13 protein-coding genes are annotated in these 25051 nt (G+C 72.2%); 3 read left to right on the top strand and 10 right to left on the bottom strand.

Annotation, left to right across the window (positions count from 1 at the left end; genetic code table 11):
• Positions 1-33: 33 nt before the first annotated feature.
• Complete coding sequence (locus B0I31_RS12825; RefSeq protein ID WP_106615588.1) at positions 34-1476, top strand: RICIN domain-containing protein; 1443 nt, start codon at positions 34-36, stop codon at positions 1474-1476.
• A 129-nt stretch (positions 1477-1605) separates the two neighbouring features.
• The gene (locus B0I31_RS12820; protein ID WP_106615587.1) at positions 1606-5028 is read left to right on the top strand and encodes a hypothetical protein; all 3423 of its coding nucleotides are present in this window, start codon (positions 1606-1608) and stop codon (positions 5026-5028) included.
• 31 nt (positions 5029-5059) lie between these two features.
• On the opposite strand, the gene B0I31_RS12815 is transcribed toward B0I31_RS12820, so the two are convergent.
• The 3 genes from B0I31_RS12815 to B0I31_RS12805 form a co-directional block, all read right to left on the bottom strand.
• The gene (locus tag B0I31_RS12815; protein WP_106615916.1) at positions 5060-6712 is read right to left on the bottom strand and encodes a glutamate--tRNA ligase; all 1653 of its coding nucleotides are present in this window, start codon (positions 6710-6712) and stop codon (positions 5060-5062) included.
• Between the two features lie 165 nt (positions 6713-6877).
• Entirely contained in the window at positions 6878-7693 is an 816-nt protein-coding gene (locus B0I31_RS12810; protein WP_106615586.1) for a hypothetical protein, read from the bottom strand.
• A complete protein-coding gene (locus B0I31_RS12805) occupies positions 7690-8088 on the bottom strand; it encodes a hypothetical protein (RefSeq protein ID WP_181320135.1) in 399 nt (132 codons plus the stop codon). Before B0I31_RS12805 ends, B0I31_RS12810 begins: the two co-directional genes overlap by 4 nt.
• Before the next feature lie 69 nt (positions 8089-8157).
• Between B0I31_RS12805 and B0I31_RS12800 the strand changes: the two genes are divergently transcribed.
• The gene (locus B0I31_RS12800; RefSeq protein ID WP_106615584.1) at positions 8158-13863 is read left to right on the top strand and encodes a CHAT domain-containing protein; all 5706 of its coding nucleotides are present in this window, start codon (positions 8158-8160) and stop codon (positions 13861-13863) included.
• A gap of 281 nt (positions 13864-14144) precedes the next feature.
• Here the strand turns inward: B0I31_RS12800 and B0I31_RS12795 are convergent, their stop codons facing one another.
• From B0I31_RS12795 to B0I31_RS12765, 7 genes are all read right to left on the bottom strand, one after another.
• The gene (locus B0I31_RS12795; protein WP_106615583.1) at positions 14145-18149 is read right to left on the bottom strand and encodes a hypothetical protein; all 4005 of its coding nucleotides are present in this window, start codon (positions 18147-18149) and stop codon (positions 14145-14147) included.
• Positions 18146-19564 (bottom strand): esterase/lipase family protein, encoded by a 1419-nt coding sequence (locus tag B0I31_RS12790; protein WP_181320134.1) that lies wholly within the window; start codon positions 19562-19564, stop codon positions 18146-18148. Before B0I31_RS12790 ends, B0I31_RS12795 begins: the two co-directional genes overlap by 4 nt.
• Before the next feature lie 433 nt (positions 19565-19997).
• Positions 19998-20906 carry a hypothetical protein gene (locus B0I31_RS12785; protein WP_106615581.1) on the bottom strand — a complete coding sequence of 303 codons (909 nt, stop codon included), beginning with the start codon at positions 20904-20906 and terminating at the stop codon, positions 19998-20000.
• 13 nt (positions 20907-20919) lie between these two features.
• Positions 20920-21408, bottom strand: a complete 489-nt coding sequence (locus tag B0I31_RS12780) for a SigE family RNA polymerase sigma factor (protein WP_106615580.1) — start codon at positions 21406-21408, stop codon at positions 20920-20922.
• Between the two features lie 185 nt (positions 21409-21593).
• Entirely contained in the window at positions 21594-22319 is a 726-nt protein-coding gene (locus B0I31_RS12775) for a hypothetical protein (RefSeq protein ID WP_106615579.1), read from the bottom strand.
• The gene (locus B0I31_RS12770) at positions 22316-24448 is read right to left on the bottom strand and encodes a caspase family protein (protein WP_106615578.1); all 2133 of its coding nucleotides are present in this window, start codon (positions 24446-24448) and stop codon (positions 22316-22318) included. The genes B0I31_RS12775 and B0I31_RS12770 overlap by 4 nt, the downstream gene beginning before the upstream one ends.
• A gap of 36 nt (positions 24449-24484) precedes the next feature.
• Complete coding sequence (locus tag B0I31_RS12765) at positions 24485-24910, bottom strand: effector-associated constant component EACC1 (protein ID WP_146173829.1); 426 nt, start codon at positions 24908-24910, stop codon at positions 24485-24487.
• Between the last annotated feature and the right edge of the window lie 141 nt (positions 24911-25051).

Below are 25051 nucleotides of genomic sequence, written 5' to 3'. Positions count from 1 at the left end.
GTTCCCCGTTGTGGGCCGGACAAAGGAGTCCAGATGTCCCGCTTGTCTCCGAGGCGGTGGCGTGCGGCGGTGACCGCCGCGGTCGTCGGCCTGGCCGCCGTGCTCGTCCCCGGCGGCACGGCGCAGGCCGCGCCGGTCACCGTGGACGTGGGCGTGCAGTTCACCGACACCAGCGGCAACCTCGTCCAGGCCCACGGCGGTGGCGTGATCAAGGTCGGGAGCTACTACTACTGGTTCGGCGAGAACCGGCACCCGGACAACCTGTTCCGCGCCGTGTCGGTCTACCGTTCGACCGACCTCAAGACCTGGGAGTTCCGCAACAACGTCCTCACCCAGAACAGCCACGCGGAGCTGCGCACGTCCTGGGTGGAGCGCCCGAAGGTCATCTACAACGCGTCCACCGGCCAGTACGTCATGTGGATGCACTGGGAGAACGGCCAGCACTACGGCGAAGCGCGCGCCGCCGTGGCCTACTCGTCCACAGTGGACGGCAACTACACCTACCAGGGCAGCTTCCGCCCGCTCAACCACATGTCGCGCGACATCACGCTGTACAAGGACGACGACGGCACCGCGTACATGATCTCCGCCGCGCGGGAGAACTACGACCTGCACATCTACCGCCTCAACGCCGACTACCGCGGCATCGCCCAGCTGGTCGGCAACCCGTGGCCGGGCGGGCACCGCGAGGCACCGGCGGTGTTCAAGCGCAACGGCGTCTACTTCATGCTCACCTCGGGCGCCACGGGCTGGTCGCCGAACCAGGCCAAGTACGCCACCGCCACCGGCATGTCCGGCCCCTGGAGCGCCATGCGCAACGTCGGCGACTCCACCACGTACCGCTCGCAACCGGCCTACGTGCTGCCGATCCAGGGCACCCAGACGACGTCGTACCTGTACATGGGCGACCGCTGGGCGGGTGCGTGGGGCGGACCGGTCAGCGACTCCAGCTACGTCTGGCTCCCGATCACGTTCTCCGACAACACCACCATGACCCTGCCGAACGCGGGCCAGATCGTCATCGACACGGCGACCGGCACGATCACCACCGCGGCCCTGACGTACCACCGGATCGCGGTGCGGCACTCCGGCAAGTGCCTCGACGTCGCCAACGCGAGCGGTGCCGACGGCGCGGCGCTGATGCAGTACCCGTGCGGCAGCGGCAACAACCAGCAGTTCCGCCTCCAGTCGGCGGGCGGGAACTACTACCAGCTCATCGCACGGCACTCCAGCAAGTGCCTGGACGTCAGCGACAGCAGCACCGCGGACGGCGCGGCCGTGGTGCAGTGGAGCTGCAACTCCGGGCAGAACCAGCAGTGGTCGCTGGTCGACGCCGGGTCCGGCTACTCCAGGCTGGTGGCCCGGCACTCGGGCAAGTGCCTGGACCTGCCGAGCAGCTCGCAGGAGAACCTGCAGTTCAAGCAGTACCCGTGCAACGGGGGGCAGAACCAGCAATTCCAACTCACCCGGGTCTGACCGGACGGGGAACGCCGGCGCGACCGACGCCGGCGTTCCCCCGCAATGCCGTGACAACGCGTCCGTCCTGCGTGATCATGGTTGTGGGTGCTCACCGCGGGGGTTCACATGGCTGATGGCGCGTTACGGTTGCACGGCAGGGACGAGGCCGTCTCGCTGGTGCGCGAGTTCGCCACCCGGCCGGAGCCGAACGGCTACCCGGTCACCCGCCGTGCGCCGGTGCTGGTCTTCACCGGTCCCAAGGGCTGCGGGAAGACCGCGTTGCTGGACTCTTTGGAGCAGGGCCTGCGCGGCAACGTCCCCTACGCGCGGATCGACTGCGGCGAGCTGAAGGCCACCACGGCGTGGGAGGTGCTGTCGCTGCTGGCGTTCGACCTCAACCGCAACGCCGCCGGCTACCGCTCGATCCCGTTCCCGCGGTTCGTCACCGCCCAGGTCGCGATCGCCGCCCGGATCGACACACCGGGCCAGGCCGCACGACTGCGGATCCGGCAGGAGCTGGAGAACGCCCGCCGCGTCGACCAGCTCCGCACGTTCCTCGACACACTGGCGGAGGACGTGGTCGGCGCGGTGCCGGTGGTGGGCGACGTGCCGGGCGTGACCACGGCCGCCCGCTTCGCGCCGAACCTCATCCTGGACGGCCTGGTGTCCCGGCGATGGGGACGCCGCGTCGTGCTGGGTCAGGGCCTGGAGTGGTACGGCTCGGGCAACCAGGCCTACGACGAGCTGGTGCGGCTGAGCATGCTCACCCGTGACGACGCGAGCGAGGCCGACCGCAAGGAGGCCACGGAGCTGCTGTGGGCGGCGTTCCTGGCCGACCTGCGGGCCGCGTTCGCCACCGGGCGCGGAGCGCGCACGTGGTCGCTGAACTGCGTGCTGCTGCTCGACGACATCGACTCGAAGCCGGGCCGGCTGCTGTACCGGGCGCTGGCCGACGCCCGGCGCGGCGAGTCGGACCCGTTGACCGTGGTCACCACCAGCGCCGGCGAGGTGGCCCGGCAGCTCGCCGCGGACCAGGAGATCCCGTTCGCGGCGGAGGCCGGCTACGACGACTACGTCGAACGGCGGCAGGGGGACTACGAGAGCGACTCCTACCCGGTGGCGTTGCGGGACCTGACGCCCGACGAGGTCAAGGACATGGTCGCCGACGTCGCGGGACCGCGGCTCAACGCCCGCCGGGCCGTGGCCGGCGAGGTCTACCGGTTCACCGCGGGCCACCCGGCGGCGACCGCCGTGATCGTCAAGGCCATCGGCGACAACACCGGCGAGCCCAGATCGGTGCAGCGACTGCTCTCGTCGCGGTGGCGCGGCCCGGTGGACAAGGACCCCGTCACCGTCGAGGAACGCCTGCTGCGCGAGCTGCTCGGCTCACCGGACGGAGCGACCCTGGCGGCGCTGGAGGCGTGCTCCGCCGCACGGGACGTCGAGCAGGCCGTCGAACTGGCCCGCAGCGGACTGGTGCCCGCACCGCGCGGGGGAGCGGGGCTCGTGCCGGTGGTGGTGCAGGTCCGCGACCCGGACACGGGCCGGGCGGTCATGCTGCCCGCCCTGCGCCACGTGCTGCTGCGCCGCCTGGCCGCCACGCCCGAGCGGTGGACGGCCGTGCACACGTGGTTGCGCGACCACGGCCGCGAGGCGGACCGGCACTACCACGCGCTGGCGCTGCGGGACGTGGACGCGGTCGTGCACCGGCTGGAATCGCTGCTGTCCGACACGCGGGCGTGGTTCGCCGAACTGGACGCCATCACCGCCGCGCCCAACGATCTCGACACCGACGAGTCCGACCCCGGACGGGTGCTCGCCGCCATCGGCCACACCACCACCGAGGAACCGGGCCGCACGCTCGCGCGCGTCGTGGCGGCGCTGTGGTCGGCCGCCGACCCGCTGTCCACCGCCGACCGCGCGGACCTCTACGCCAGTGCGGCGTGGGACCTCAAGACACTCGCCCAGCAACCCGGCGTGGCCCGCAACGACTTCCTCCGGGCCGCCACGAAGCTGGAAGCCAGGGCCGAGGAAGGCGGCACGCCCACGCGGGGCCGTGCCGCCCGGCGGCAGCTGCTGAGCGGCCCGCCGAAACCTCGCGGCTTCGTGCCACCCACGCCGAAGCGGGCCGTGCGCCGCAAACGCCGCAGGCTGGCCGCGCTGGGCGTGGTGGTGGCGCTCGTGCTGGGCTCGGCGACGGTCGCCGCCGTGACGCTGTTCACCCGGTGCGGCGAGGGCGTGTACGAGCACGGCGGCGAGTGCGTCGGCGTCACCGACGGCTCCTACGTGTTCGACGACCAGCTCGCCGACGTGCAGCGGCGCATCCTCGAGGAGAACCGGAAGGTCGAGGGCCAACCGCACGTCACGATCGCGGTGCTCACTCCCTTGCTGCCCACCGAGGTGGGCAGCGTGACCTGGCAGCGCGTCCGGGCCCAGCTGGAAGGCGCCCACGTGGCCCAGCTCGCCGCGAACGAAGGCGGGCTCGAACCGAAGGTGCGGCTGCTGCTGGCCAATCCCGGCAGCAGGCAGCAGGAGTGGCGGCGGGTGGTCGACCAGCTCATCGAACTCGCCGACGAGCAGCGACTGGTCGGCGTGGTCGGCGTCGGCCAGAGCACCACCAACACCCAGCACACCGCCCGCGCGCTCTCGGCGGCCGACCTGCCGATGGTCGCCTCCGTCGTCACGGCCACGGACTTCCACCTGGAGCAGCCCGCGGGCGACGGCGAGCCCGCCCGCTACCTCAAGGGGTTCACCCGGGTCAGCTCCACCACCGGCAACCAAATCGGCGTGCTGGCGTCCTACCTGGCCGACCAGGGCGTGACGCGGGCGATGCTGATCTACGACATCAACGAGGACGACCTGTACACCTCGACGCTGTACGACGAGTTCAAGGCCGCCGCGGCGCGCGGCGCGCTGTCGATCCCGATCGAGAGCCGGTTCGACACCGAGGCGTCGTTGGCCAACCAGTTCTCGGAGATCCTCAAGGACCTGTGCGTCACCGGGGCCCCGAACACCCTGCTGTACGCGGGCCGTGCGGTGCTGCTGGACGAGCTGATCGACAAGCTGCGCGGGCGCGGCTGCGCGCTGGAGCAGAACATCACCCTCGTCACCGGCTCCGACGCCTCGATGCTGCGGGCCAGGCGCGACCTGTGGCCCCGCGACGACGAGCCCGACCTGACCATCGTCTACACCCCGCACGTCGACCCCGACGCGGCCGGTGCCATGGGCATCACCGAGTTCGCCCAGCTGACCGAGAAGTTCGAAGGGCTCGGTTTCGACACCGCCGACCTGGCCGACGGGTGGGGCGTGATGATGCACGACGCCCTGTTGGCCGCCTCGGACGCGGTCCGCCGCGCGGCCAACGGGCTCGCACAGGGCGAGCTGCCCAACCGCCAGGCCGTGCGCGCCGCGTTGGAGCGCTCCGACCGCGAGCGCAACCAGATCCGCGGCGCCGGCGGCGCGTTCACCATCGACGCCACCACCGGCAACGCGGTGGGCAGGCGGCTGCCCGTCATCGAGCTCGGGCCCACCGGGGCGTTCCAGGTGAAGGCCATCATCCCGGTCGGGTGACCACCTCGGTGCTCACCCGACCGGGGACGCTTCAGCCGGCGACGGCGCGCACCCGGCGCAGCACCTCGTCGGTGCCCAGCGTGGTGGCCACGGCGTGCAGGTCGGGGCTGCGGGTGGAGCCGGTCAGCGCCAGCCGGACGATCTGCGACGCCTCGCGGATCGACCCACCCGCCGGGTAGGCGTCCGGGTTCTGCTTCAGGTCCTTGGGCTTGGGCGCGAACCCGTGCTTGGCGGCCAGGTCGCGGATCTGGTCGAACCACTCGCCGGAGTCCGTCAGCGGCCGGTAGTCCTCGGCGAAGTCGGCCGCGAACGCGCGCACCAGCTCCGGCGCCACGCCCAGGCCGGCGAACTGCTCGCCCGTCACGGCAGGCGGCGTGAACAGCTCGGGGAAGAAGAACCCGTACGCCTCCCGGAACCCGGACCACTTGCGCAGGTCCTTGCGCGGGTTGGGCACGTCGGCGCCCCGCTCCACGGCCAGCGCGGCCAGCGCGAGGTCACGGCGGTCGTCGAGCACCGGCACCAGCTCGGGGTCGTGGTCGACGGCCCAGGCGCGCACCGCGACGAGGATCTGCTCACCGGACAGCGTGGAGATGTGGTCGGCGGAGATGTCCTCCAGCTTCACCAGGTCGACCAGCGGACCGGCGACACCGCACTCGTCGAGCCGGATCGGCGCGTCCAGCGCCTCGGCCAGCGGCGTCTCGGCCAGCCGGCCGTTCGCCAGCCCGCGCAGGTAGTACAGCACCGCCTCGGCCGGGAAGCCCTGCTCGATGTAGAAGTCGACCGACGCCTCGGGGTCCTTGCGCTTGGACAGCTTCCGCTTGCCGCCGGGGATCTGCTTCATCAGCGGCGCGATGTGGGCGTAGCGGGGTGCCTCGAAGCCGAGCGCGGCGAACAGCTGCAGGTGCAGCGGCACCGAGGAGATCCACTCCTCGGCCCGGATCACCAGCGTGGTGCGCATCAGGTGGTCGTCCACGGCGTGCGCGAAGTGGTAGGTGGGCAGCCGGACGTCGTTGGCGGAGGACTTGAGGATCACCACGTCGTTGCGGTTGTCCTCGTGCTCCAGCTCGCCCCGGATCACGTCCTGGAACTTCGCTCTGGCCTCGACACCCGGCGACCGGAACCGGACCACGTACGGCGCACCCTCGTCCAGCTTGGCCCGGACGTCGGCGGGGTCGCGGTCACGCCACAGCGCCCAGCCCGCGTAGTACCCGGGCGGCATCTTCGTGGCGTCCTGGCGGGCGCGGATGTCGGCCAGCTCGTCGGGGGTGGCGAAGCACAGGTACGCCTTGCCCTCGCGCAGCAGCTCGCGGACGTAGGTCAGGTAGATCGCCTCGCGCCGCGACTGGTAGTAGGGGCCGTAGTCGCCGACCTCGTCGTGCTCGTCGGCGGGCAGGCCGAAGTAGGCGAAGGCGTTGTTGAACTGCGCCGCCGCCCCCTCGACCTCGCGTGCCTGGTCGGTGTCCTCGACCCGCAGCACGTAGGTGCCGCCGGTGCGGTGGGCCACGTCGCGGTCGATCATCGCCGCGTACACGCCACCGATGTGCACGAACCCCGTCGGCGAGGGACCGAACCGGGTGACCTCGGCACCCTCGGGCAGCTGCCGGGCCGGGTAGCGCTGTTCCCAGTGCGCCGGCTCCGGCAGGTCGGCGGGGAACAGGGCGTCGATCACGGCGCGGTCAAGCATCGGTTTCACGGTCTCCAACAACGGGTGGGTGGACGGGTCCTGAGGCTACCAACCGGCCGCCGACGTGCCCGACGAGCCGACACCGGGCTCACCGGCAGATCACTCGGACCGAGGACCGAGGGCGGCCGGCGAGGGATGGGTGGGAGGGGCCGAGCGGCGGGTGGGTTAGTCGCCCTTGGTGAAGCGGTCGTTGATGCGGGCGGCCAGGTCGCGGGTCAGGCCGGACGGGGGCAGGGGGTGGCCGATGGCCGTGGTGAGGAGGTCGAGGTGGGTGTCGACGGTGGCCTCGATCAGCTCGGTGAGCGCGGTGGCGGCCGTGCGGGCGCGGCGCCAGCCCACCAACGCCACGCCGAGGCCGATCACGGCGGCCGGGTACCAGCGCCAGCCCAGTGACGCGTAGAGCACGCCCCAGCCGACGAGGGTGGTGGCCGAGCCGAACCTGGTCTCCGCCGCCTGCACCGGCAGCCGCGCCGGTTCGGGCACCAGCAGCCACAGCCGCGGCCACAGCGGGCCCAGGCGGAGGCCCTGGTACTGCGCCGCGACCCGCGAGTCCAGCAACCGGAACCGCTCGCCGATCCACGTGGCCCGCTGCGGCCGGTAGGCGGGCACCGGGTCGATCCCGGCCCTGGCCGCGGCCCGGTCGAACCGCCACCGCCGCACCGCGACCACCGGCCGGGCCAACCAGCCCGCCGGCCCGCGCCACGGCTTCACCCACACCGACTGCACCAGCCCGCCGAGCGCCTGCGCGGCGAAGGCGGCGGCCGTCGCGCCCAGCACCAGGCCGATGGCGGCGACCGCGACCGGCAGCCGCGGGAACGCCGCCACGACGTCGTTGCCCACCCGGACGACGTCGAGCGCGTGGCGGTGGCCGAGCCGGACCGCGCACACGGCCGCGGCGACGAACAGCGCGCCGGGCAGCACCAGCGTGGTGACCCACCGCTCGGCGAGCTTGCCGCCCAGCGACTGCAGGAACGGGTTCACCGCGGCGACCCGGTGGGCAGCATCGGCTCGTCGTCGAACAGCGCGCAGACCGGCGGGCGGCCTTCGTCGTCACGGCGGTCGTACCGCCCGCAGACACCGCGCGGGCAGCGGTACTCGCCGCGACCGGTGCCCGGTGGCCGTGCCCCGCGCGGGTCGGGGTAGGCGTTGGCGACGCCGGGTTGCTCGCCGAAGCCGCGGGTACCGTCGTCCGCATCGTCGCCGGGGATCAGGTCGAACCGGCGGCACGCGTCCAGCGCCGACCCGCCGTCCCGCACCTGTGCCGCGGTGCGTTCGAGCCGGTCGGACCAGCGGCCGGCCGCCGCGGCCCGGCGCAGGTCGGGCAGCAGCAGGCACCACAGCACCAACGCCTGTCCCTCGTCCATTTCCACCGCCACACCGTCCCCCTTGTGTCACGCTGTGTGTCGGTCCGAACCGTAGCGGGTGAACACACGAGGTCGGTGGGCATGCGGGACGCCATTCCCCTGAGTGACCGCATCGCGCGGTGCGGGCAGGTCGGTGATCCCACCGACGTGCTCGGCCCGGACGCGCTGGCGCAGGCCGCCCGGTTGGTGCTGCCGGCCATCACCGGGGACGTGGCCCTCGACGCCGTGGCCACCGTGGCGTCGCTGCACTGGCTCCGCTACGGCGCCCTGCGGCCGGAGATCGGCGGCCCCGACCTCGACGTGTGCCTGAGCCTCTACGGCCCGATCGCCGCGCTGTTACCCCGGGCGGTGCCCCCGCCGGTGCTGGAGTGGCGTGCGGAGAACCCCGAAGTCCCCGTGATGCCCCTCGACGGTATCGGCAGCTACTACGCCACCGTGATCGCCCGGGGCGCGATGACGACCGGCAACCCCGAGCTGGTGGACCTCGGCGTGGAGGCGTGCCGTGCCGCGTGCCGGACGGTCGAGGGCGACGACCTCACCGTGCACCGGTACAACCTGCTCGTCCTGCTGGCCGCCCGGCACGAGCGCGGCGGCGCGGTGGCCGACCTGGACGAGGCCGTGGCTGCGGGCCGGGCCGCCCTGGAGCACCCCGACCACCCGCTCGGCGCCGCGGCGGCGCTCAACCTCGGCCTGGCCCTGCACACCCGCTTCCAGGTGCTGGGCCGTGAGGCCGACCTGGACCAGGCCACGGAACTCCTGCGCGGCGCGAAGACGCTGCCGCCCGACGACACCGACCGCCTCAGGTGCCTGTTCGCGCTCGCCACCGCGCTCGCGGTCCGGTGCGAGCGCGGCGCGCCGTCCGACGAGGTGGGCGAGTGCGTGGCGGTGGCCAGGGACGTCGTGGCCGCGTGCGCCGAGGGAGATCCCGACCGCCGCATCGCGCTGGTGATCCTCAGCGAAGCCCTCAAGATCAGGTTCATCCGCGGCGGCGAGGACGCCGACGTCGCCGACGTCGAGGAGTGCGTCCGGCACATGTCGGCGGTGTGGTCCGCCGGTGGCGGCACGGCGTCCGACGACGTGGAGGTCACGGCGCTGCTCAAGCTCATCACCGGGTTGGTGTTGCGGCTGGTGCACGCGCGCGCCTACGGCACACCCGACGAGGGCGACCTGGCCGAGGCGACCAGGCTCGCCGCCATCGCCGACGCCGCCGTGCCCGAGGGCCACCCGCTGCGGCACGAGGTGGACGCCGTGCTGGCGAACGTCCGCCGGGCGGCGCGCGACGACCACCCCGCGGCCGAGCGGGCGGCCCGTGCGGCGTTGTCGGCCGAGGCCGTGGAGCCCGCCCAGCGCGTCCGCGCGTTGTTCGCCTTGGCCGACGTGCTGACCACCCGGTACGGGGAGACCGGTGACACCGCGGTGCTCCAGGAGGCGATGCGGCTGCTGCGGGAGGCCGTGGCGGACGCGGACCACCACGTCCTCATGGCGGCCCGGCTCAAGCTGGCGGAGGTCACCCGGGAGTGGTTCCGGCTCTCCGGCGAGGAGCGCGACCTGGACGCGGCGGTCGAAGCGGCCCGGGAAGCCGTCCGGACCGGCATCCCCGACCAGGCGCTGCGCACCCAACACCTGCGCAACCACGCGGACCTGCTGCGGCAGAGGTTCGACCGCACCGGGCGCCGCGCCGACCTCGACGAGCGGATCGCGGTGCTGCGCGCGATCGCGTCGCTGGTCCCCGACGACGTGGACCGCGCGGGCCACCTGCACGAACTCGCCTCGACCTGGACCGCGCGGTTCAACAGCACCGGGGAGCGGACCGCCCTCGACCGCGCGGTGGACGCGGCGGACCGCGCCGCCGCGCTGCTGCCCGCCGGTCACCGCGAGCTGCCCCGGGTCCACCGCACCGCCGCGCTCGTGCGGCAGCTCCGCTTCACCATCGCGGGCGAGCCCGACGACCTCGGCGAAGCCGTCCGCCTCGCCCGCGCGGCCGTCGACGGCACCCCGGCCGACGACCCGCACCGGGCGGACGCGCTCAACGCGCTGGCGGGCGCGGTCGGCTGGGCGGCCCGGGCGGAACGCGACCCGGCGGGCCTCACCGAGGCGATCGAGACCTGTCGGGAAGCGATGACGCTGGGCACCGCCCCCGGCGTGTTCACCGTCCTCACGCTGAGCGAGCTGCTGGTCGAGCGCTACCTGGTCACCGGGTCCACGGCGGACCTGGCGGACGCCACGGCGGTGCTGCGGTCCGCGTTGCCGGTCACGACGGGCAGCGGACGCGGCCCCCTGCTGAACAACCTCGCCCTGGTCCTGCACCAGCGGGTCCAGCACCAGGGGACGTCCGCCGACCTGGACGACGCGATCGAGGACACGATCCGGCAAGTCGAACAGCTGCTCCCCGAACTGCCGCCCGGGGACGCCACCACCCTGGCTTTGAGCGCGAAATCCGCCGCCCTGCGCTCCGGCCGGTACGAGCTGCACCGCGATCCGGCCGACCTCGACCGGGCGATCGCGGTCCTGCGCACCGCCGTGGCAGGCACCCGGGGCGCGCACCCCGCGCTGACCGAGTGCCGGGTGCACCTCGGGCTCGCCCTGACCCTCCGCTTCCTGCACCACTCCGAGTTCGCCGACGTCGACGAGTCCATCGCCGTGCTGCGCGAAGGCCTCGCCGAGGCCACGCCGGGCAAGCCGCACGACGGGCTGCGCCCCCAGTTGGCGCTCGCGCTGATGATGCGCGCGCAGTGGTCGCGGTCCCCGGAGGCGCTGGACGAGGCCGTGGAACTGCTGCGCGAGGCGGGCCCCGGCTTCCCCGCAGGCACACCCGGCCACCTCGCCGTCCACCTGCACCTGGCCCGCGCGCTGCAACTGCGGTTCAGCGAGACCGGCGACCCCGCCCAGCTCACCGAGGCGATCGAGGTCGCCAGGACCGGTCTGCGGGCCACCGCGCCGGACCACGCGCACCACGCCACGCTGCTCATGCTGCTCGGCACGTCCCTGACCCAGCTGTTCGAGCGGACCGACGACATCGCCGCCCTGGACGAAGCCGTCGAAGCGCACCGCCGTGCCGCCGCGACCACGACCGCGGGCGACGGCGCCCGGGCCGGCGCCCTGTCCGAGCTGGCGAACTCGCTGCGCACCCGGTACGTCCACCGCGGCGACCCGGCCGACCTGGACGAGGCCGTCACGGCCGCCGAACGTGCCCTGGCGCGGCCGGGGTTGCAGGCGCCCGAGCGGGCGTCGGCCGCGGTCGCCCTGGCGAACTGCCTGCTGGTCCGCGGCCAGCACAGCGGTTCCCTCGCCGACCTGACCGCGGCGGTCGACCTCGGCCGGGACGCCGTCGCCGAGCTGCCCGGCGGGCACGTCCTCGCACCGCACCAGCTGATGGGGCTGGGTACCGCGCTGTGGGCCAGGTACGAGCGGACGGGCGCGATCACCGACCTGCACGAGGCGATCGACGTGATGCGCGCGGCGGTGGACAGCAGCGGCGGCGCCATGCGATCGCTCATGCGGACCAACCTCGGCAACGCGCTGTGCGCCAGGGCCAGGCACCTCGGCTCCACCGCGGACCTCGACGCGGCGGTGGACATCTCCCGGTCCGCGATCGACGACGCGTCCGAGGCGACCGCCGTCACCTGCCTGCTCAACCACGCGGTCGCCCTGCACATCCGGTTCATCGAACGCAAGCACGCACCCGACCTCGACGCCGCGATCGAGGCCGCCGGCGAGGCGGTCGAGCGCGGCGCGCGGGGCCACCCGCACCGGGCGCACCTGCTGTCGAACCTGGCCATGATGCGCTACAGCCGGTACCAGGAGCACCGCGACCGCGGCGACGACCTCGACCGAGCCGTCGCGCTGCTGCGCGAAGCGGTCGCGATCACCGACCCGGCGCACGCCAACGGCGCCGTGTACCGGCTCAACCTGGCGTCGGTGCTGCAAGCCAGGTACGACGGCCGCGGTCAGGACGGTGACGCGGAGGAGGCCGTCGAGCAGAGCCGCCGGGCCATCGAGACCATCCCGGCCGACGACCCGCGGCAGGCGTTGGGCTGGCTGAACCTGGGCCTGGTGCTGCGCCGGCGCTACGTGCGCCACGGCGCGGCGGCCGATTACGAGGACGCCGTGGCGGCCTGCCGCACCGCCGCCGGATCACGGTCCGCCACCGCCGCCATGCGGGCGTCCGCCGCCACCGCGTGGGCCTTCCTGTCGGCCCGGCGCGAGGACTGGCCGTCCGCGGTCGAGGGGTTCGGCGCGGCGGCCGCCCTGCTGCCGCGGTTCGCCTGGCACGGTGTCGAGCGCGGCGACCGCGAACGGCGGCTGGACCAGTGGGACGGCTTCGCCACGGCCGGTGCGGCGGCGGCGTTGGAGGGCGGCAACCCCGAGCTCGCGGTGGAGCTGCTCGAACAGGGTCGCTCGGTGCTGTGGTCGCAGGCGTTGCAGACCCGCGACGACACGTCGGTGCTGCGCGAGCGCGACCCGGCGCTGTACGACCGGCTGCGCAGCGTGGCCGCGCAGCTGGCCACCGCGGGCGACGTCGAGGCGCCGACCGGCCTCTCACCCGCCCTGCCCACCGTGCCCGCCGTGCTCCCGGCCGACGCCGCCCGGCACGAGCAGGACCGCCGGATCCGGCTGGCCGAGGAGTGGGACCGGCTGCTCGCCCGGGCGCGGGCGTTGCCGGGGCTGGAGCACCTGCTGGGCGTGCCGCCGCTGGCCGCCCTGCGCGACGGCCTGCCGGACGGGCCGGTGGTGCTGATCAACGTCTACGACGTGCGGTGCGACGCGCTGGTCGTGCGGCGCGACGGGCCGGTCGAGCACATCCCGCTGCCCGACCTGTCGGCGGCCGAGACCACCCGGCGGGTGACCGCCTACCTGCGCGCGTTGCGCGTGCTCGGACGTCCGGCCGTGCCCGGCGACCTCACCCGCACCAGCGCCAAGCAGACGCTGCACGTGACGCTGGAGTGGCTGTGGGACACCGTGGCCGGACCGGTGCTCGACCACCTCGGCCTGGCGGGCGGCGAGCGGGTGTGGTGGTGCCCCACCGGCCTGCTGACCCTGCTGCCGCTGCACGCCGCCGGCTACCACGACCCGGCCGACACCCCGGCCGGGCGGACCGTGCTCGACCGCGTCGTCTCCTCCTACGCCCCGACGCTGCGCGCCCTGGCCAGGGCGCGCAAGACCGACCCGCCCGCCACCGCCGACCGGCGACTGCTCGCCGTGAGCCTGCCCGAAACACCGCCCGGCGCCGGCGCGCTGAGCCCGTTGCCCGGAGCGCGCGCGGAGGCGGAGTTCCTCGAACGCGCACTGCCCGGGTCGCACACCCTGCGCGTCGGCGAGGCCGCCACCCACGCCGTCGTCACCGAAGACCTGCGGACCCACGCGTACGCGCACTTCGCCTGCCACGGCGGACAGGACGTGCGCGACCCCTCCACCGGCGCGCTGTACCTGTGGGACAAACCGCTCACCGTGCTCGACGTCGCCGACCTGGACCTCGCCCACGCCGAACTGGCCTACCTGTCCGCGTGCCACACCGCCGTGGGCGGCACCACCCTGCCCGACGAGGCCATCCACCTCGCCGCCGCACTGCAACTGGCCGGCTACCGCCACGTCATCGCCACCCTCTGGACCGTCACCGACCGCACCGCCGTGGACGTGGCGACCTCCGTCTACACGGCACTGATCAACGGCACCGGCCTGAACCTCACCGACACCGCCCACGTCCTGCACCGGACCGTGCGGGCCCTGCGCGACGCCGATCCCCGCGACCCGAGCCGCTGGGCGCCCTACATCCACTCGGGCGCCTGACCCGCCACGGCACCTCCGACCCGTCAACAACCGGCCCGGGTTGCCGGGAGAGCCGGGTGACCCACCCCGCGCTCGGAGCCCTCCGCGTTCCCGATGCCCGCCGTGCCCTGGTCGAAGGGTGCGTCGCCGCCCACGTAGATCGCGTCGCTGTCGTACAGCTCGCGCGTGAACTCGGAGACGTACCGGCGCGTGTCCGACCGAGGCAGGTTGTAGGTCAGGAACGCCCCGTACCCTTCCTCGACGGTCTGCCGGGCGAGTGCGGCGGCGTCATCCGCGGGCGGTTACTCGGGTTCCGAGTACGGGAACCGCCGGACCAGCTTGACGCATTCGAGCGCCGCGGCTCGTTCGTCCCCCTCGGACTTCCACCGATGAATCCACGATTCGAGCCGGTCGAGCGTTTCGTGGGGCATGTTCGGTGCTTTGCCCGGAACGACGAACAGGCTGGAGATCCGGGAGGCGAGCGGCAGGAAGTGGGTGCCCGGCGAGCAGTGCGGACTCAAGCTCTCCGGCCGGGAGAGCCAAGCGCGCAACAGGTCGTCGAGCCTCGCCCCGGGTATGCCCACGGTCAACGCGGGCGCCTGGCACAGGTACCGCATGAGCGAATCGACCTCCGACGCGGAGTTGATCGTGGTCGCGGCTGCCGGCAGCGTCCACACGACCCTCTCGACAGCGGTCAGCAGCGGGACGGCGAGATCCGGCCACTTGCCGAGGTCTCGGGCGACTCGCGTCAGCCGCCAGCTGACGTCCTCGTTCTCGGGGTTCGCCATCGCCCAGTCGATGAACTTGATGGCGACGTGCATGGTGGTTTCGCGTTGTCTGCTCACGAACTTGGACACGAGGTCCGAACCGACCCCGTTGACCTCGATCCAGGCCAACGACCACTGGACGACCGTGCGGCGAAGTTCGCCAACCGGCTGCATGGGGAGCAAGCGGCCGAGGACGAACTGCGCGTCCGGGGTGGTGCCGTGGTGGGTGAGCCAGGTGGTCGCGGCGGCTACGGCGGTGGCGGCGGCACGATCGTCGAGTTGGCGTGCGAGCAACGGGTTGAGGACGAACTGCGCGTCCGGGGTGGTGCCGCGGTGGGTGAGCCAGGTCAGCGCGGTGGCCACGGCGGTGGTGGCGGCGCGATCGTCGAGTTGGCGTGTGAGCAGCGGGTTGAGGACGAACTGCGCCTCTGGGGTGGTGCCGTGGTGGGTGAGCCAGGTCAGCGCGGTGGCCACGATGGTGGTGGCGGCATCGTCGTCGAGTGGGCGCCCGAGCAGCGAGTTGAGGACGAACTGCGCGTCCGAGGTGGTGCCGTGGTGGGTTAGCCAGGTGTTCGCGGCGGCTACGGCGGTGGTGGCGGCGCGATCGTCGAGTGGGCGTGTGAGCAGCGGGTTGAGGACGAATCCCGCCTCCGGGGTGGTGCCGTGGTGGGTTAGCCAGGTGTTCGCGGCGGCTACGGCGGTGGTGGCGGCGCGATCGTCGAGTGGGCGTTTCAGCAACGGTTCGAGGACGAATCCCGCGCCCGGGGTGGTGCCGTGGTGGGTGAGCCACGTCAGCGCGGCGGTGGTGGCGGCATCGTCGAGTGGGCGTCCCAGCATCCGGTTGAGGACGAATCCCGCGTCCGGGGTGGTGCCGTGGTGGGTGAGCCAGGTGGTGGCGGTGGCTACGGCGGTGGTGGTGGCATCGTCGTCGAGTGGGCGCCCGAGCAGCGAGTTGAGGACGAACTGCGCCTCTGGGGTGGTGCCGTGGTGGGTGAGCCAGGTCAGCGCGGTGGCCACGATGGTGGTGGCGGCATCGTCGTCGAGTGGGCGTCCCAGTAACCGGTTGAGGACGAATCGCGCGCCTGGGGTGGTGCCGTGGTGGGTGAGCCAGGTGGTGGCGGTGGCTACGGCGGTGGTGGCGGCATCGTCGTCGAGTGGGCGCCCGAGCAGCGAGTTGAGGACGAACTGCGCCTCTGGGGTCGTGCCGTGGCGGGTGAGCCATCTCAGCGCGGCGGCCACGGTGGTGGCGGCGGCGCGATCGTCGAGTGGGCGTCCCAGCAACGTGTCGAGGACGAATCCCGCGTCCGGGGTGGTGCCGTGGCGGGTGAGCCACGTCAGCGCGGCGGCCACCGCGGTGGTGGCGGCATCGTCGTCGAGTGGGCGTCCCAGCAACGGGCTGAGGACGAAACCCGCCGCGGCGGTGGTGCCGTGTTGGGTCAGCCACGTCAGCGCGGCGGCGACCAGTCGTTCGTCGGTTCGCCCGAGCTCGGAGCGGAGGCCCTTGTACAGCAGGTGGCGAGCGGAGATGGAGCTCGCGTGCTGTTGGAGCCAGGGGTTGACGACGAGCGGCCACTCCGCGAAGGCCACGGTGGACCACGACGGATTGTCCAGTACCGCGCCGAGTGCGTACGAGCCCTCGTCTTCACCGCCCGCCAGGATCTCCCCCACGGTCTCGGCCCGGGAAGCCAACCAGGAGGCGCACTGCGTGCGCAGGACCATGGCCCTGGGCCGGTGCAGGTCGCGGATGATGCGGCTGAGGTTCGTCGCGTAGCGACCGACCGCGCGACCCGCGACGAGGCACGCGTTGAGCACGTTGTCGGCGACCTCGGTCCTGACGACGTCGACGTGGCGTTCCAGCAGGATGTTCTCGACCAGCTGGTCGGTCACGAGATCGTGGACCGGCACCAGTCCGGTCGGGCTGTCCACCACCCACTTCATCGACCGAAGCCCTTGCAGGAGCTGTCCTGCCTTGACGGTGAGGCCCTGCCCGCACGCGAGCAGGCCGGTCTCGTCGAACGGAGTGGCCAGGAGCATCGCCGCGCAGGCCTGCAACGCCTGGTTGGGGCCGGTGTCGTCGTCGGTGAACAGGTTCTTCGGTCGTGGCGGCAGCAGCTTGTCCTCGTCCAGCCGACTTTCGAGCCAGTCGAGGAGATCGGCCGGGCGGATGTGGGCCAGGGCCTCGCGCAACGTCCCCTTCTCGTGCAGGCGTTCGGCTTCGGCGGCGATCAGCATGGCGATGACCGGCCGGTCACCGCAGGTCCGGCGCATCTGCTCCAGCCCGATCTCGGCGCGAGCCCGGGGTGCGACCGCGGTGATGATCGCGTCACGGATGGCCGCGGTCCTGGTCGCGTCGGGTTCGAGGGTGACCGCCTCGAAGAGGAGTCCGAGCGGTGCATCGGTGGTGATGTGCCAGCCCGGCCGGCAGGACGCGATCAGGGCGACCTTCGTCGGCCGGCCGAATCCCTGCTGTCGGAGGTGATTCCGCAACGTCGGGATGTGCAGCCCGCTGTACTCGTTGAGGTAGTCCAGCACGACGAGGACCTTGTCGGCCCTCTCGGACTCGATCGCCTCGAACAGGTCCGCGCTGGTGACCATCGCGTCGCCCGACGCGACGTGCATGACCGCCCAGCCCTCGCGCACGGCGAGTTCGGCGACCTCGAAGCACGTTCGCGTCTTGCCCACGCCCGCCGCACCCACCAGCAGCACACCGGGTAGGCCGGTCTCCGCGTCGAGCCGTTCCAACAGCCGTCCGGGTTCCGTCGGGTCCTGCGGATCGGCCGGGTGGACGAAGGGGAGGTTGCGGCTCAGGAGGTTCTGGCGGAAGCCGTCCAGACCGGCGACTTCCTCGTTGTGCGTGTGGATGCCGGTGGGTTTGCGCGGTTCGGCGCGGAACTCGCCCTGCTTGGCGTACTTGAGCCCCACGTCGGCCACGATGGACGTGCGCCACGTCGACGAGACCAGCAGTTCGGCGCCGGAGCGCACCGCCTCCTCGAAGGTCGCGCCGGCGCGGGTGACGTGGGTGACGTCGATCGGCAGGAACGCGCCGAAGTCGTCCGGCTCGCGACGGAGACCGCGCTTCCACGTCACGTCACCATCCGCGTCCGGGGCGAAGTCGCGGTAGTCCGCAGCGGCACCGGCGCCAGGCCACATGCCCGCCGTCCACACCACGACGATCGCGTGCGCGGGACCACCCGTCAGCGGATCCAGCACCACCATGAGAGGGTGCACGCCCACATCCAGGCACGCCCCGGCGAACGCGACGGCCAAGTCGACGCAGTTCGCCAGCCTGGCGGTGCGCAGGACCTCGGTCGGTCCCCGGATCTCCTGCCAGCCCGAACCAGTGCCCACCGGCTCGTCCGCGTAGCGGATGTCCGCGTCCACGAACGCCTCGAACACCTCGTGAGCGCGCTCCACCGCCCCGACGCCGAGGCCTTCGGCGCGCGGCGAGAGGGAGCGCAGCAACGAGGCCGCGGTGCCGGTCTCGACGTAGCGCAGGAGGAGGTCGGGGTTTTCCGCGCGGTTCCACTGGGGCCGGGTCATCCGGCCTCCGCGGGTTCCTCGTCCGCGTCCAGGACGACGATGTCGACGTCGGCGAACACCGAATCCGGGCCGACCGCACCACGCGCCTCGAACTCCAACCGGTAGCGGCCCGGCCGCAGGGCGGGCAACGTGGTCCGCCACGTCCGGCCGGCACCGCCCATCGTCGAGTCGAACACGGGCGTACCGCCCGGCACGGGGGTCGCGGTGATGCGCACTCGCTCCGCACCGACGTCCTCCGGGTGAACGGTCAGGCTCACGGGCACCTCGACGTTCGCGGGCACCACGTCGTCGACGTCCAGGCCGAGCCACGGCTTGGTGGGAGCCTCGCGGCCGCGGGTCGGCAGCGACTCGCCGGAGTAGGAGCGGAGAGGGTCGAGGAACGACAGCGTGTTGGCGAGCGGTCCGTGGCGTTCGGCCGTGCCGCGCCAGACGGCCCGGGTCTCGCCGAGCTCACGCGGGATCGCCGACAGCACGGGCACCGTGCCGTCGCCCGCCCAACCGACGTTGCCCCGCCAGGGCGGATCCTCCTTGGTGATCACCAGGCTGCCGCTCGCCGTCACCGTGGCCAGGTTCGGGGTGGCGTGGCCGCGACCGAAGAACGGCAGGACTTCGGGTACGCGGCCCGGCGGGATGGCCGCCCACGCGTCGGCGATGTCCTCGTGCACCCGGCGTCCCGCGGCCGCCATCCTGGCGAACTGCCCGGCGTAGCGCGACCTGCCGGGCAACGCGGTCAGTTCGACCTCGCGTCCGGCCACGGCGTCCCACACCGCCGGGTACTGCGGCAACAGTTCGTACACCGACGGCCACCCCCGCAGCACATCGCGTACGCCGACATGACGCACTGGCCCGAGACCAGGCCCTCTGACCAGCCATTCGAGTGCTTTCGGCGCACCCCGGTGCGGCGTCCCGAGCGTCATCAGCGCATCGCACACCCGCCAACCCCCGAGCGGTCCGAGCCAGTACCTCGCCACCAGACCGCCCATCGAGTGCGCCAACACCAGGACCCGCCGGGGCCCACCCGTGCCCAGCGCCTCGTGCACCGCGGCGGAAAGGCGCTCCGCCGCGTCGGTCACCGAACGCCGGAAGTCATAGGGGAACAACAGCACGTCGACGTCGTTCGGGATGGGCTTTCCGGGTTGGTGGACATGCTCGACCACACCTCGGAAGTTGTCGCCCAGCCGGGCGGTCAGCCCTTCGTAGCCCGGTATCGTCACCACGGACCCCAGCGCGGTGAAGGTGGTGATCAACCCCGTGGGCTTCATCTCGGGGAAGCGGTCGAGGCTCAACGTCGAGGGCCGGATCACCGTCGTCACCAGCTTGCCCGTCGTGAGCTCCCAGGTGCCGCCACCCGGCCGCTCCAGGACGCTGCCACCGATGCCCGGGATCACCACGATCAGATGCTGAAGTCGCTGCATGCGGCCCGCTGCCCCTCGTCGATCGAGCACCGACCAGGGCGCTCTCCGCTGTCGCACCCGGCCGCCGGATCGGTTCCGCACCCGATCCGGACCAGGGTGGTGAACCATCGATCTTGCCCGAACGCCATCGAGCCGCCACCACCCCCTCCGCACGTCCCGCACCCCGACGTCAGGTCCGACAACCCCCTATCGCCGGTCGACCGCTGGGCGTGACACACCCCGAAGGCAGGCGGCTATCCCGTTCGCCCGGCGCACATGACGAGCGGGTACCGGACCGGTCAGGGCGTGGCAGGTGTCGAAGGCGGTGCAGTGCGGTCGAGCCGGAGCGGTAGGAGGCGAAGCTGCGGGTGATCGCTGGTGGCCACCCGAACCGGCCGGGTCCTGACGGTGGTCCTCCGGGGCCGGTTCGGGTGGCACTTGCTCGCCGGCCGACCTACGGGAACAGCGTCAGCGCCGGGTCGGTGCCGATGGCGACGAGCTGCTCGACGGTGAACGGAGGCGCGGGCGTGGTCGGTCCGGCACCGCCGGTCGTCATGGCGACGTTCTCCGAGTGGATCCGCAGCGACGTGCCGTCCGCGCGGATGATCCGCACCTGGTGCTTGCGGGTGCCGCGCTCGAAGTCGAGCGTCTCGGTGAGGATCTTCTCGCCGCGGGGTCCGGTGACTTCCGCGCAGTGGGTGCGATCGGGGATGCCCTCCTCGTCGCACGGTGGGCTCAGCGTGGGGAAGAAGGCGGGCGAGGTCTCGAACCCGATGTTGCCGTCCCCGAGCGGGGTACGGGCGGTCGCCCAAGCGTGGAGGGAGGCCCGGACGTCGCAGACGGACACCTCGGGGTAGGCCGGCTCGACCGCCTGGTAGAACTCCAGCGGCCCTCGGGGCGTGCCCGCCGGGAACATCGCGTTCGCCACCAGCTGCACGTCCGCACGCTGTTCCCGCACGGCCGCCGTGGCGACCTGGGTGAGGCGCACGGCGGCCTCGGCGACGGTCTCCAGGTCGCCCTCTCCGCACCGCGGCGGTGGCACCGGGTCCGGCATCGACGGGAGCGTCGTGACCAGGTCGGCCGGCGTGGGTCCGGACGGGTGCGGCGTCGCCGGCGCCGAGCTCCGCGGTGCCGCGGTGGACGTCGGGGGTGCCGTGCCGACGATCACGCCACCACCGTCGTCCCCGGTCATCGAGTACGCGACCGCACCGGTCAGCAGCACCACGGCCAGCCCGGCCGCGACCACCGGGTGCGTCACCCGGCGGAGCCGGGCCGCGCGGCGGCCGCGGACGATGACCGCGTCCACGTCGACCGTGGACGGCGGCACCTCCCCGATCGCGTCGTCGAACAGTCGCTTGTCCATCACGCACCTCTCGCTAGTCGGACTGCGCTGCCCTGGCGCGCAACGTGTCGAGCCCCCGCGCGGTCTGGCTCTTCACGGTGCCCGGCGAGCAACCGAGGACCTCGGCGGTCTCCTCCACCGAGAGATCGCAGTAGAGGCGCAACACCACCGCGGCCCTGCGCCTGGGCGGCAGCCCGTCGAGCAGGTCGAGCAGCTGCGCCCGGCCGACCACGGCGAACTCCTCCGCGGTCGGCAGCTCGGGCAGCTCCTCGACGACCTGCTCACGACGCCACGGCCTGCGCTTCTCGTCCAGCCAGGTGCGCAACAGGGCCTTGTGGACGTACGCGTCGATACCGGGTGTCGCGCCGACCCTCGGCCAGTGCCGGTACAGCTTGCCGATGGTGATCGACACGACGTCGTCCGCGGTGTGCCAATCCCGGCACAGGAGGTACGCGGTGCGCCGCATCGTCTCCATCCGAGCCGTCACGTACTCGCGGTACGTGTTCTCCTCGGCGCGTTTCACCCCGGTGACCTCCTGTGTTGTCCTCTACAACATCAGGAACGCGCCCCGGACGCGGCGAGGTTGCCGCTGCTCGAGAGGAAATCTTCCACCCGGCGCGGTCGGCAGGTCGCGCGTGGGCTTGTCGGCGACGCGGGCACAGCCGCAGCGCGGCCGGCGGGTCGCGTGTGACATCGGCGGGGTGGGCGCTAGACCCGCAGGATCGCGGCGAGTTTCCTGGCGAAGCGGCCGCCTCGGGCGACGGCAACGGCCGCGAACACCACGACCAGCCAGGGCACCAAGGCCGTGCTCCTCCCGCTCGTCGCGACCGCGAGGACCATCACCGACAGGAACAGCAGGATGCCCAGCGCGAAGCTCAACCCCCGCCAGAACTTCGTCTCGGACCTGCTGTTGAAGAAGTAGAGGATGGCGAACCCGACGACCGAGAACGTGAAGACGAAAGCCACCTGCAACTCCAGTGAGGTGACGAGCAGCTGGCGCGCTCTCGTGGAGCCCGCCGGAATCTCCGCCTCGGGGTTGAAGAGGTAGTACTTGAAGGCGCTTCCCCTGGCCCAGATCGGGGCGGTCAGCGTCGCGGACACCAGGCAGGCGATCCCGCCGAGCGGGTGTTCCCACAGGAAACAGGCCAGCAACCCGCCGGAGAGGACCACCGCGGCGATCGCGTGTGGCAGGGTGACCGTGCGCAGCCACCAAGGCGAACCCACCGCGAGGATGAACAGGACGAAGCTCGCGAACGCCCAGGTCTTCCGGGCGTGCTCGGTGCCGCCCGCGATGCTCAGCAGGTACTCGACCACCCAGTGTCCCAGGCACTTCGGCTCCCCTTGCCTGCGTCGGGTGGCTCGGCGGCCGCACGAGCTCCCCGCCTCCTCGTCGGCGGACCGCACGTAGGCGCAAGAGAAGTCGAACGTCCTCATCCGGACACCTCGAACGACTGGGCGGAGGGCAACTGGCTCGCACGCGCCGCGACCACTTGCTTGTGCAGCCACCGGATCGCGGCACGGCGGCTGGACTGCCAGACCTTCCACCACGGGCCATCGGTCAGCGGTACGGAGAACCACCTCTTGAGCTCGTCCACCGAGACGGCGTGCTTCGCCACTTCGTCGACCACCCGGCGACGGCGGCGCAGGAGCAGCCTGCCGACGATGTTGCCGAACAACCCGAGTCCGAAGACGGCCACCAGGGTGATCGCGAGCCACTGCGGGAGGAAGGACCGGTCCTCCTCCGGCTTCTCGGCCGACAGGTGCATGAGCATGCTGGTGAGACCGGTGGCGAGGATCGCGAGGTAGAGGCCGGCGACGACGTAGGAACGGCGGATCGTCCGGCTCAGGTGATCCCGGGTGATCTCCGCCCAGCCGGGGTTGTTGACCAGCCACAACGACCACTTGCTGAACCGGTCCCACTCGCTGGGCAGGAACTCCCGGTGCCGGCTGTCGCAGCCGTTGCGGTCGGAGGCGACGAGGATCTCGTGCCAGGAGTGGCTCAGGTCGTCGTAGCCGAGCTCGAAGTTCGGGCGTCCTTCCTCCCAGTCCTGGAAGAGCTTGCGGTCGAACGGCAGCCAGTGGAAGCTCTTGCCGTAGCCGGGATCCCCCCAGTGGCGCACCAGCGCTTCCCTGCTGGGCACCCGGTTGACCACGGTCTCCACGCGCATCCGGTTGAAGTCGTCGACGGTCTGGGTGCAGTTGCTCAGGATGGTTTCCCGCGAGTCCTTGGCCCCGGCCCTGGCGGCTGCCACCACGAACGGGTGGTGCGCGGCCGTGATGGCGTTGACGACGAGCGGGTCGAACTGGGCGCCGCAGTCGATGACGACGCAGCTCGCGCCCTGCCGGAGGCCCCGGTCGAACGCCGCGTCGAGGATCTGCCTGCACACCGCGTTGGACCGGCGGTCCTTGATCTCGGCCACGAGGTTGAACACGAACAGCTTGTCGCTGGTCCGCGCGGCGGGCAGCAGGAGGATCTTCCCGCAGTCGAACCTCTTGAGGTAGTCCGGTGTGACGTCCAGCAACTTGTCGTTGAGGTGACGTTGCTGGGTGCGGGTCGGCTCCTTCGACAACGCCGCCACGTGGTCGGCGAAGGTGCGGATCGAGCCGATGTCGGCCTTGGCCCGCTGGCACCACTCGCTCGTGCCGCCGTGCTGGGCGATGTCGGCGTCGAGGTAGAGCACGGTGTTGCCGGACTCGGCCAGAAGTTCGGCCGTCATCATCGCCAACGTCGTCTTGCCGACCCCGCCGGACGTGCCGACGAACGCCCAGCTGGGCAGGGGAGGCTGGTACAGGCCGGGGGTCGGCAACGGGATGCTCCAATCCGAGCCCTGGGCGGCCACGTGCAGCGACGGTGTCTGGCTGTCCCTGGTCTCGCGGCGCACCAGGTCGCGGATCTCGGACATCAGCGTGGTGACGTTGGCCCGGTGGTCGCCGTTGTCGAGGCCGCGGTCCAGCACGGTGAGCACCGCCGTGGTGAAGTGCCCGTTCCCCTGCCGGTCGTTCTCGCGGGCCACCTCGTCGGGGCCGCACGCGGAGATCACGACCCGGCCGTGGCCCTCCATGCGCAGGAAGTCGTCCGTCGCGTCGACCGTGCCGCCCTTCGCACCGATCGAGAAACCGCGGCTGTCGCTCGCGAAGGCGCCGCTGAAGCAGGTGTCCAGCATGACGAGCAGGCGCCGGGTCTTGATCCTGTGCAGCAGCGCCCACACCTGTTGGACCGGGAACGCCGAGGCCAGTGGCTGGTCGATGTCCGCGTCGTGGGGGAGCAGGAACGTCGACCAGCCGCGGTCGCTGTCCGCGCTCTCGCGCAGGTCGGACATGCCGTGCCCGGACCAGTAGATCAGCACGGGCTCGTCGGCGTCCTTGACGCGCTCGTTCAGGCCCACCTCCAGTTCCCAGTGGATGTCCCGGCGGGTGGCGGCCTGGTTGGTGAGCGTGACGACCTCGAACCCGGCGGACTTCAGCCGTTGGGAAACCTCTTCCGCGTCGTTGACGGCGCATTTGAGCGAGGGAATGCGTTTCGCGGCGTATTGGTCGATACCGACCACGAGGGCGTGCGGCACTGTTCCTCCATGCGGGCCGACGGGGATTTGACGAGGCTAACGACGTCCGATGGTCATCCCGCCGGGTTCGGGGTCGTCGTGGCGCCGGCGACGCGACTCGGCGAGTCGCGCGGCCAGCCGCTCCGCTTCTCGGGACGAATACCCCTCGATCGACACTGATTCGCCCTCGACTTCGAAGCGGTGCACCTTGCCGCGGTGCCTGCGGAGGAACGCCACGACGGTCCCCCCAACGGCCGTCCACGCGGCCGGGTTCTCGGCCGTCGCCACGATGATCTCGGCCAGTGCCGAGCGGGCGGCGCCTCGCGGTACGCGAAACCCCTCCGCCGCCAGGTGCTCACGAAGGTCGTCGACGAACGCGCCCGGCAGCGTCATGGACAGTTCCGCGGAACCGTCGACCGACACCAGCGTGAACGTGGTGACGCCTTCTTCGTCCGTCGCCCGTCCGTCGTCGCGGATGATCAATGATCTCTCCGACTTCTTCTCCGTGAGCCGTGCGGAACCGGTCGTGGCGGCTCGACCCGCGGTCGCCCTTGGTGGGCGGCCGCACACCCACTTTCGCGGTCCGCGGTTCAGAACCCGCCCAATCTGCGTTGAATCGCCTGG

This window comes from Saccharothrix carnea (genome assembly GCF_003014735.1).
Classification (GTDB): domain Bacteria; phylum Actinomycetota; class Actinomycetes; order Mycobacteriales; family Pseudonocardiaceae; genus Actinosynnema; species Actinosynnema carneum.
Note: the sequence above shows the minus strand (reverse complement) of the source record. Positions and strands in the feature narration are given on the sequence as shown.

Coding starts and splice junctions, on each gene's coding strand:
- B0I31_RS12825 (WP_106615588.1), top strand. CDS start 34: ATGTCCCGCTTGTCTCCGAGGCGGTGGCGTGCGGCGGTGACCGCCGCG.
- B0I31_RS12815 (WP_106615916.1), bottom strand. CDS start 6,712: ATGCTTGACCGCGCCGTGATCGACGCCCTGTTCCCCGCCGACCTGCCG.
- B0I31_RS12800 (WP_106615584.1), top strand. CDS start 8,158: ATGCGGGACGCCATTCCCCTGAGTGACCGCATCGCGCGGTGCGGGCAG.
- B0I31_RS12795 (WP_106615583.1), bottom strand. CDS start 18,149: ATGACCCGGCCCCAGTGGAACCGCGCGGAAAACCCCGACCTCCTCCTG.
- B0I31_RS12790 (WP_181320134.1), bottom strand. CDS start 19,564: ATGCAGCGACTTCAGCATCTGATCGTGGTGATCCCGGGCATCGGTGGC.
- B0I31_RS12785 (WP_106615581.1), bottom strand. CDS start 20,906: ATGGACAAGCGACTGTTCGACGACGCGATCGGGGAGGTGCCGCCGTCC.
- B0I31_RS12775 (WP_106615579.1), bottom strand. CDS start 22,319: ATGAGGACGTTCGACTTCTCTTGCGCCTACGTGCGGTCCGCCGACGAG.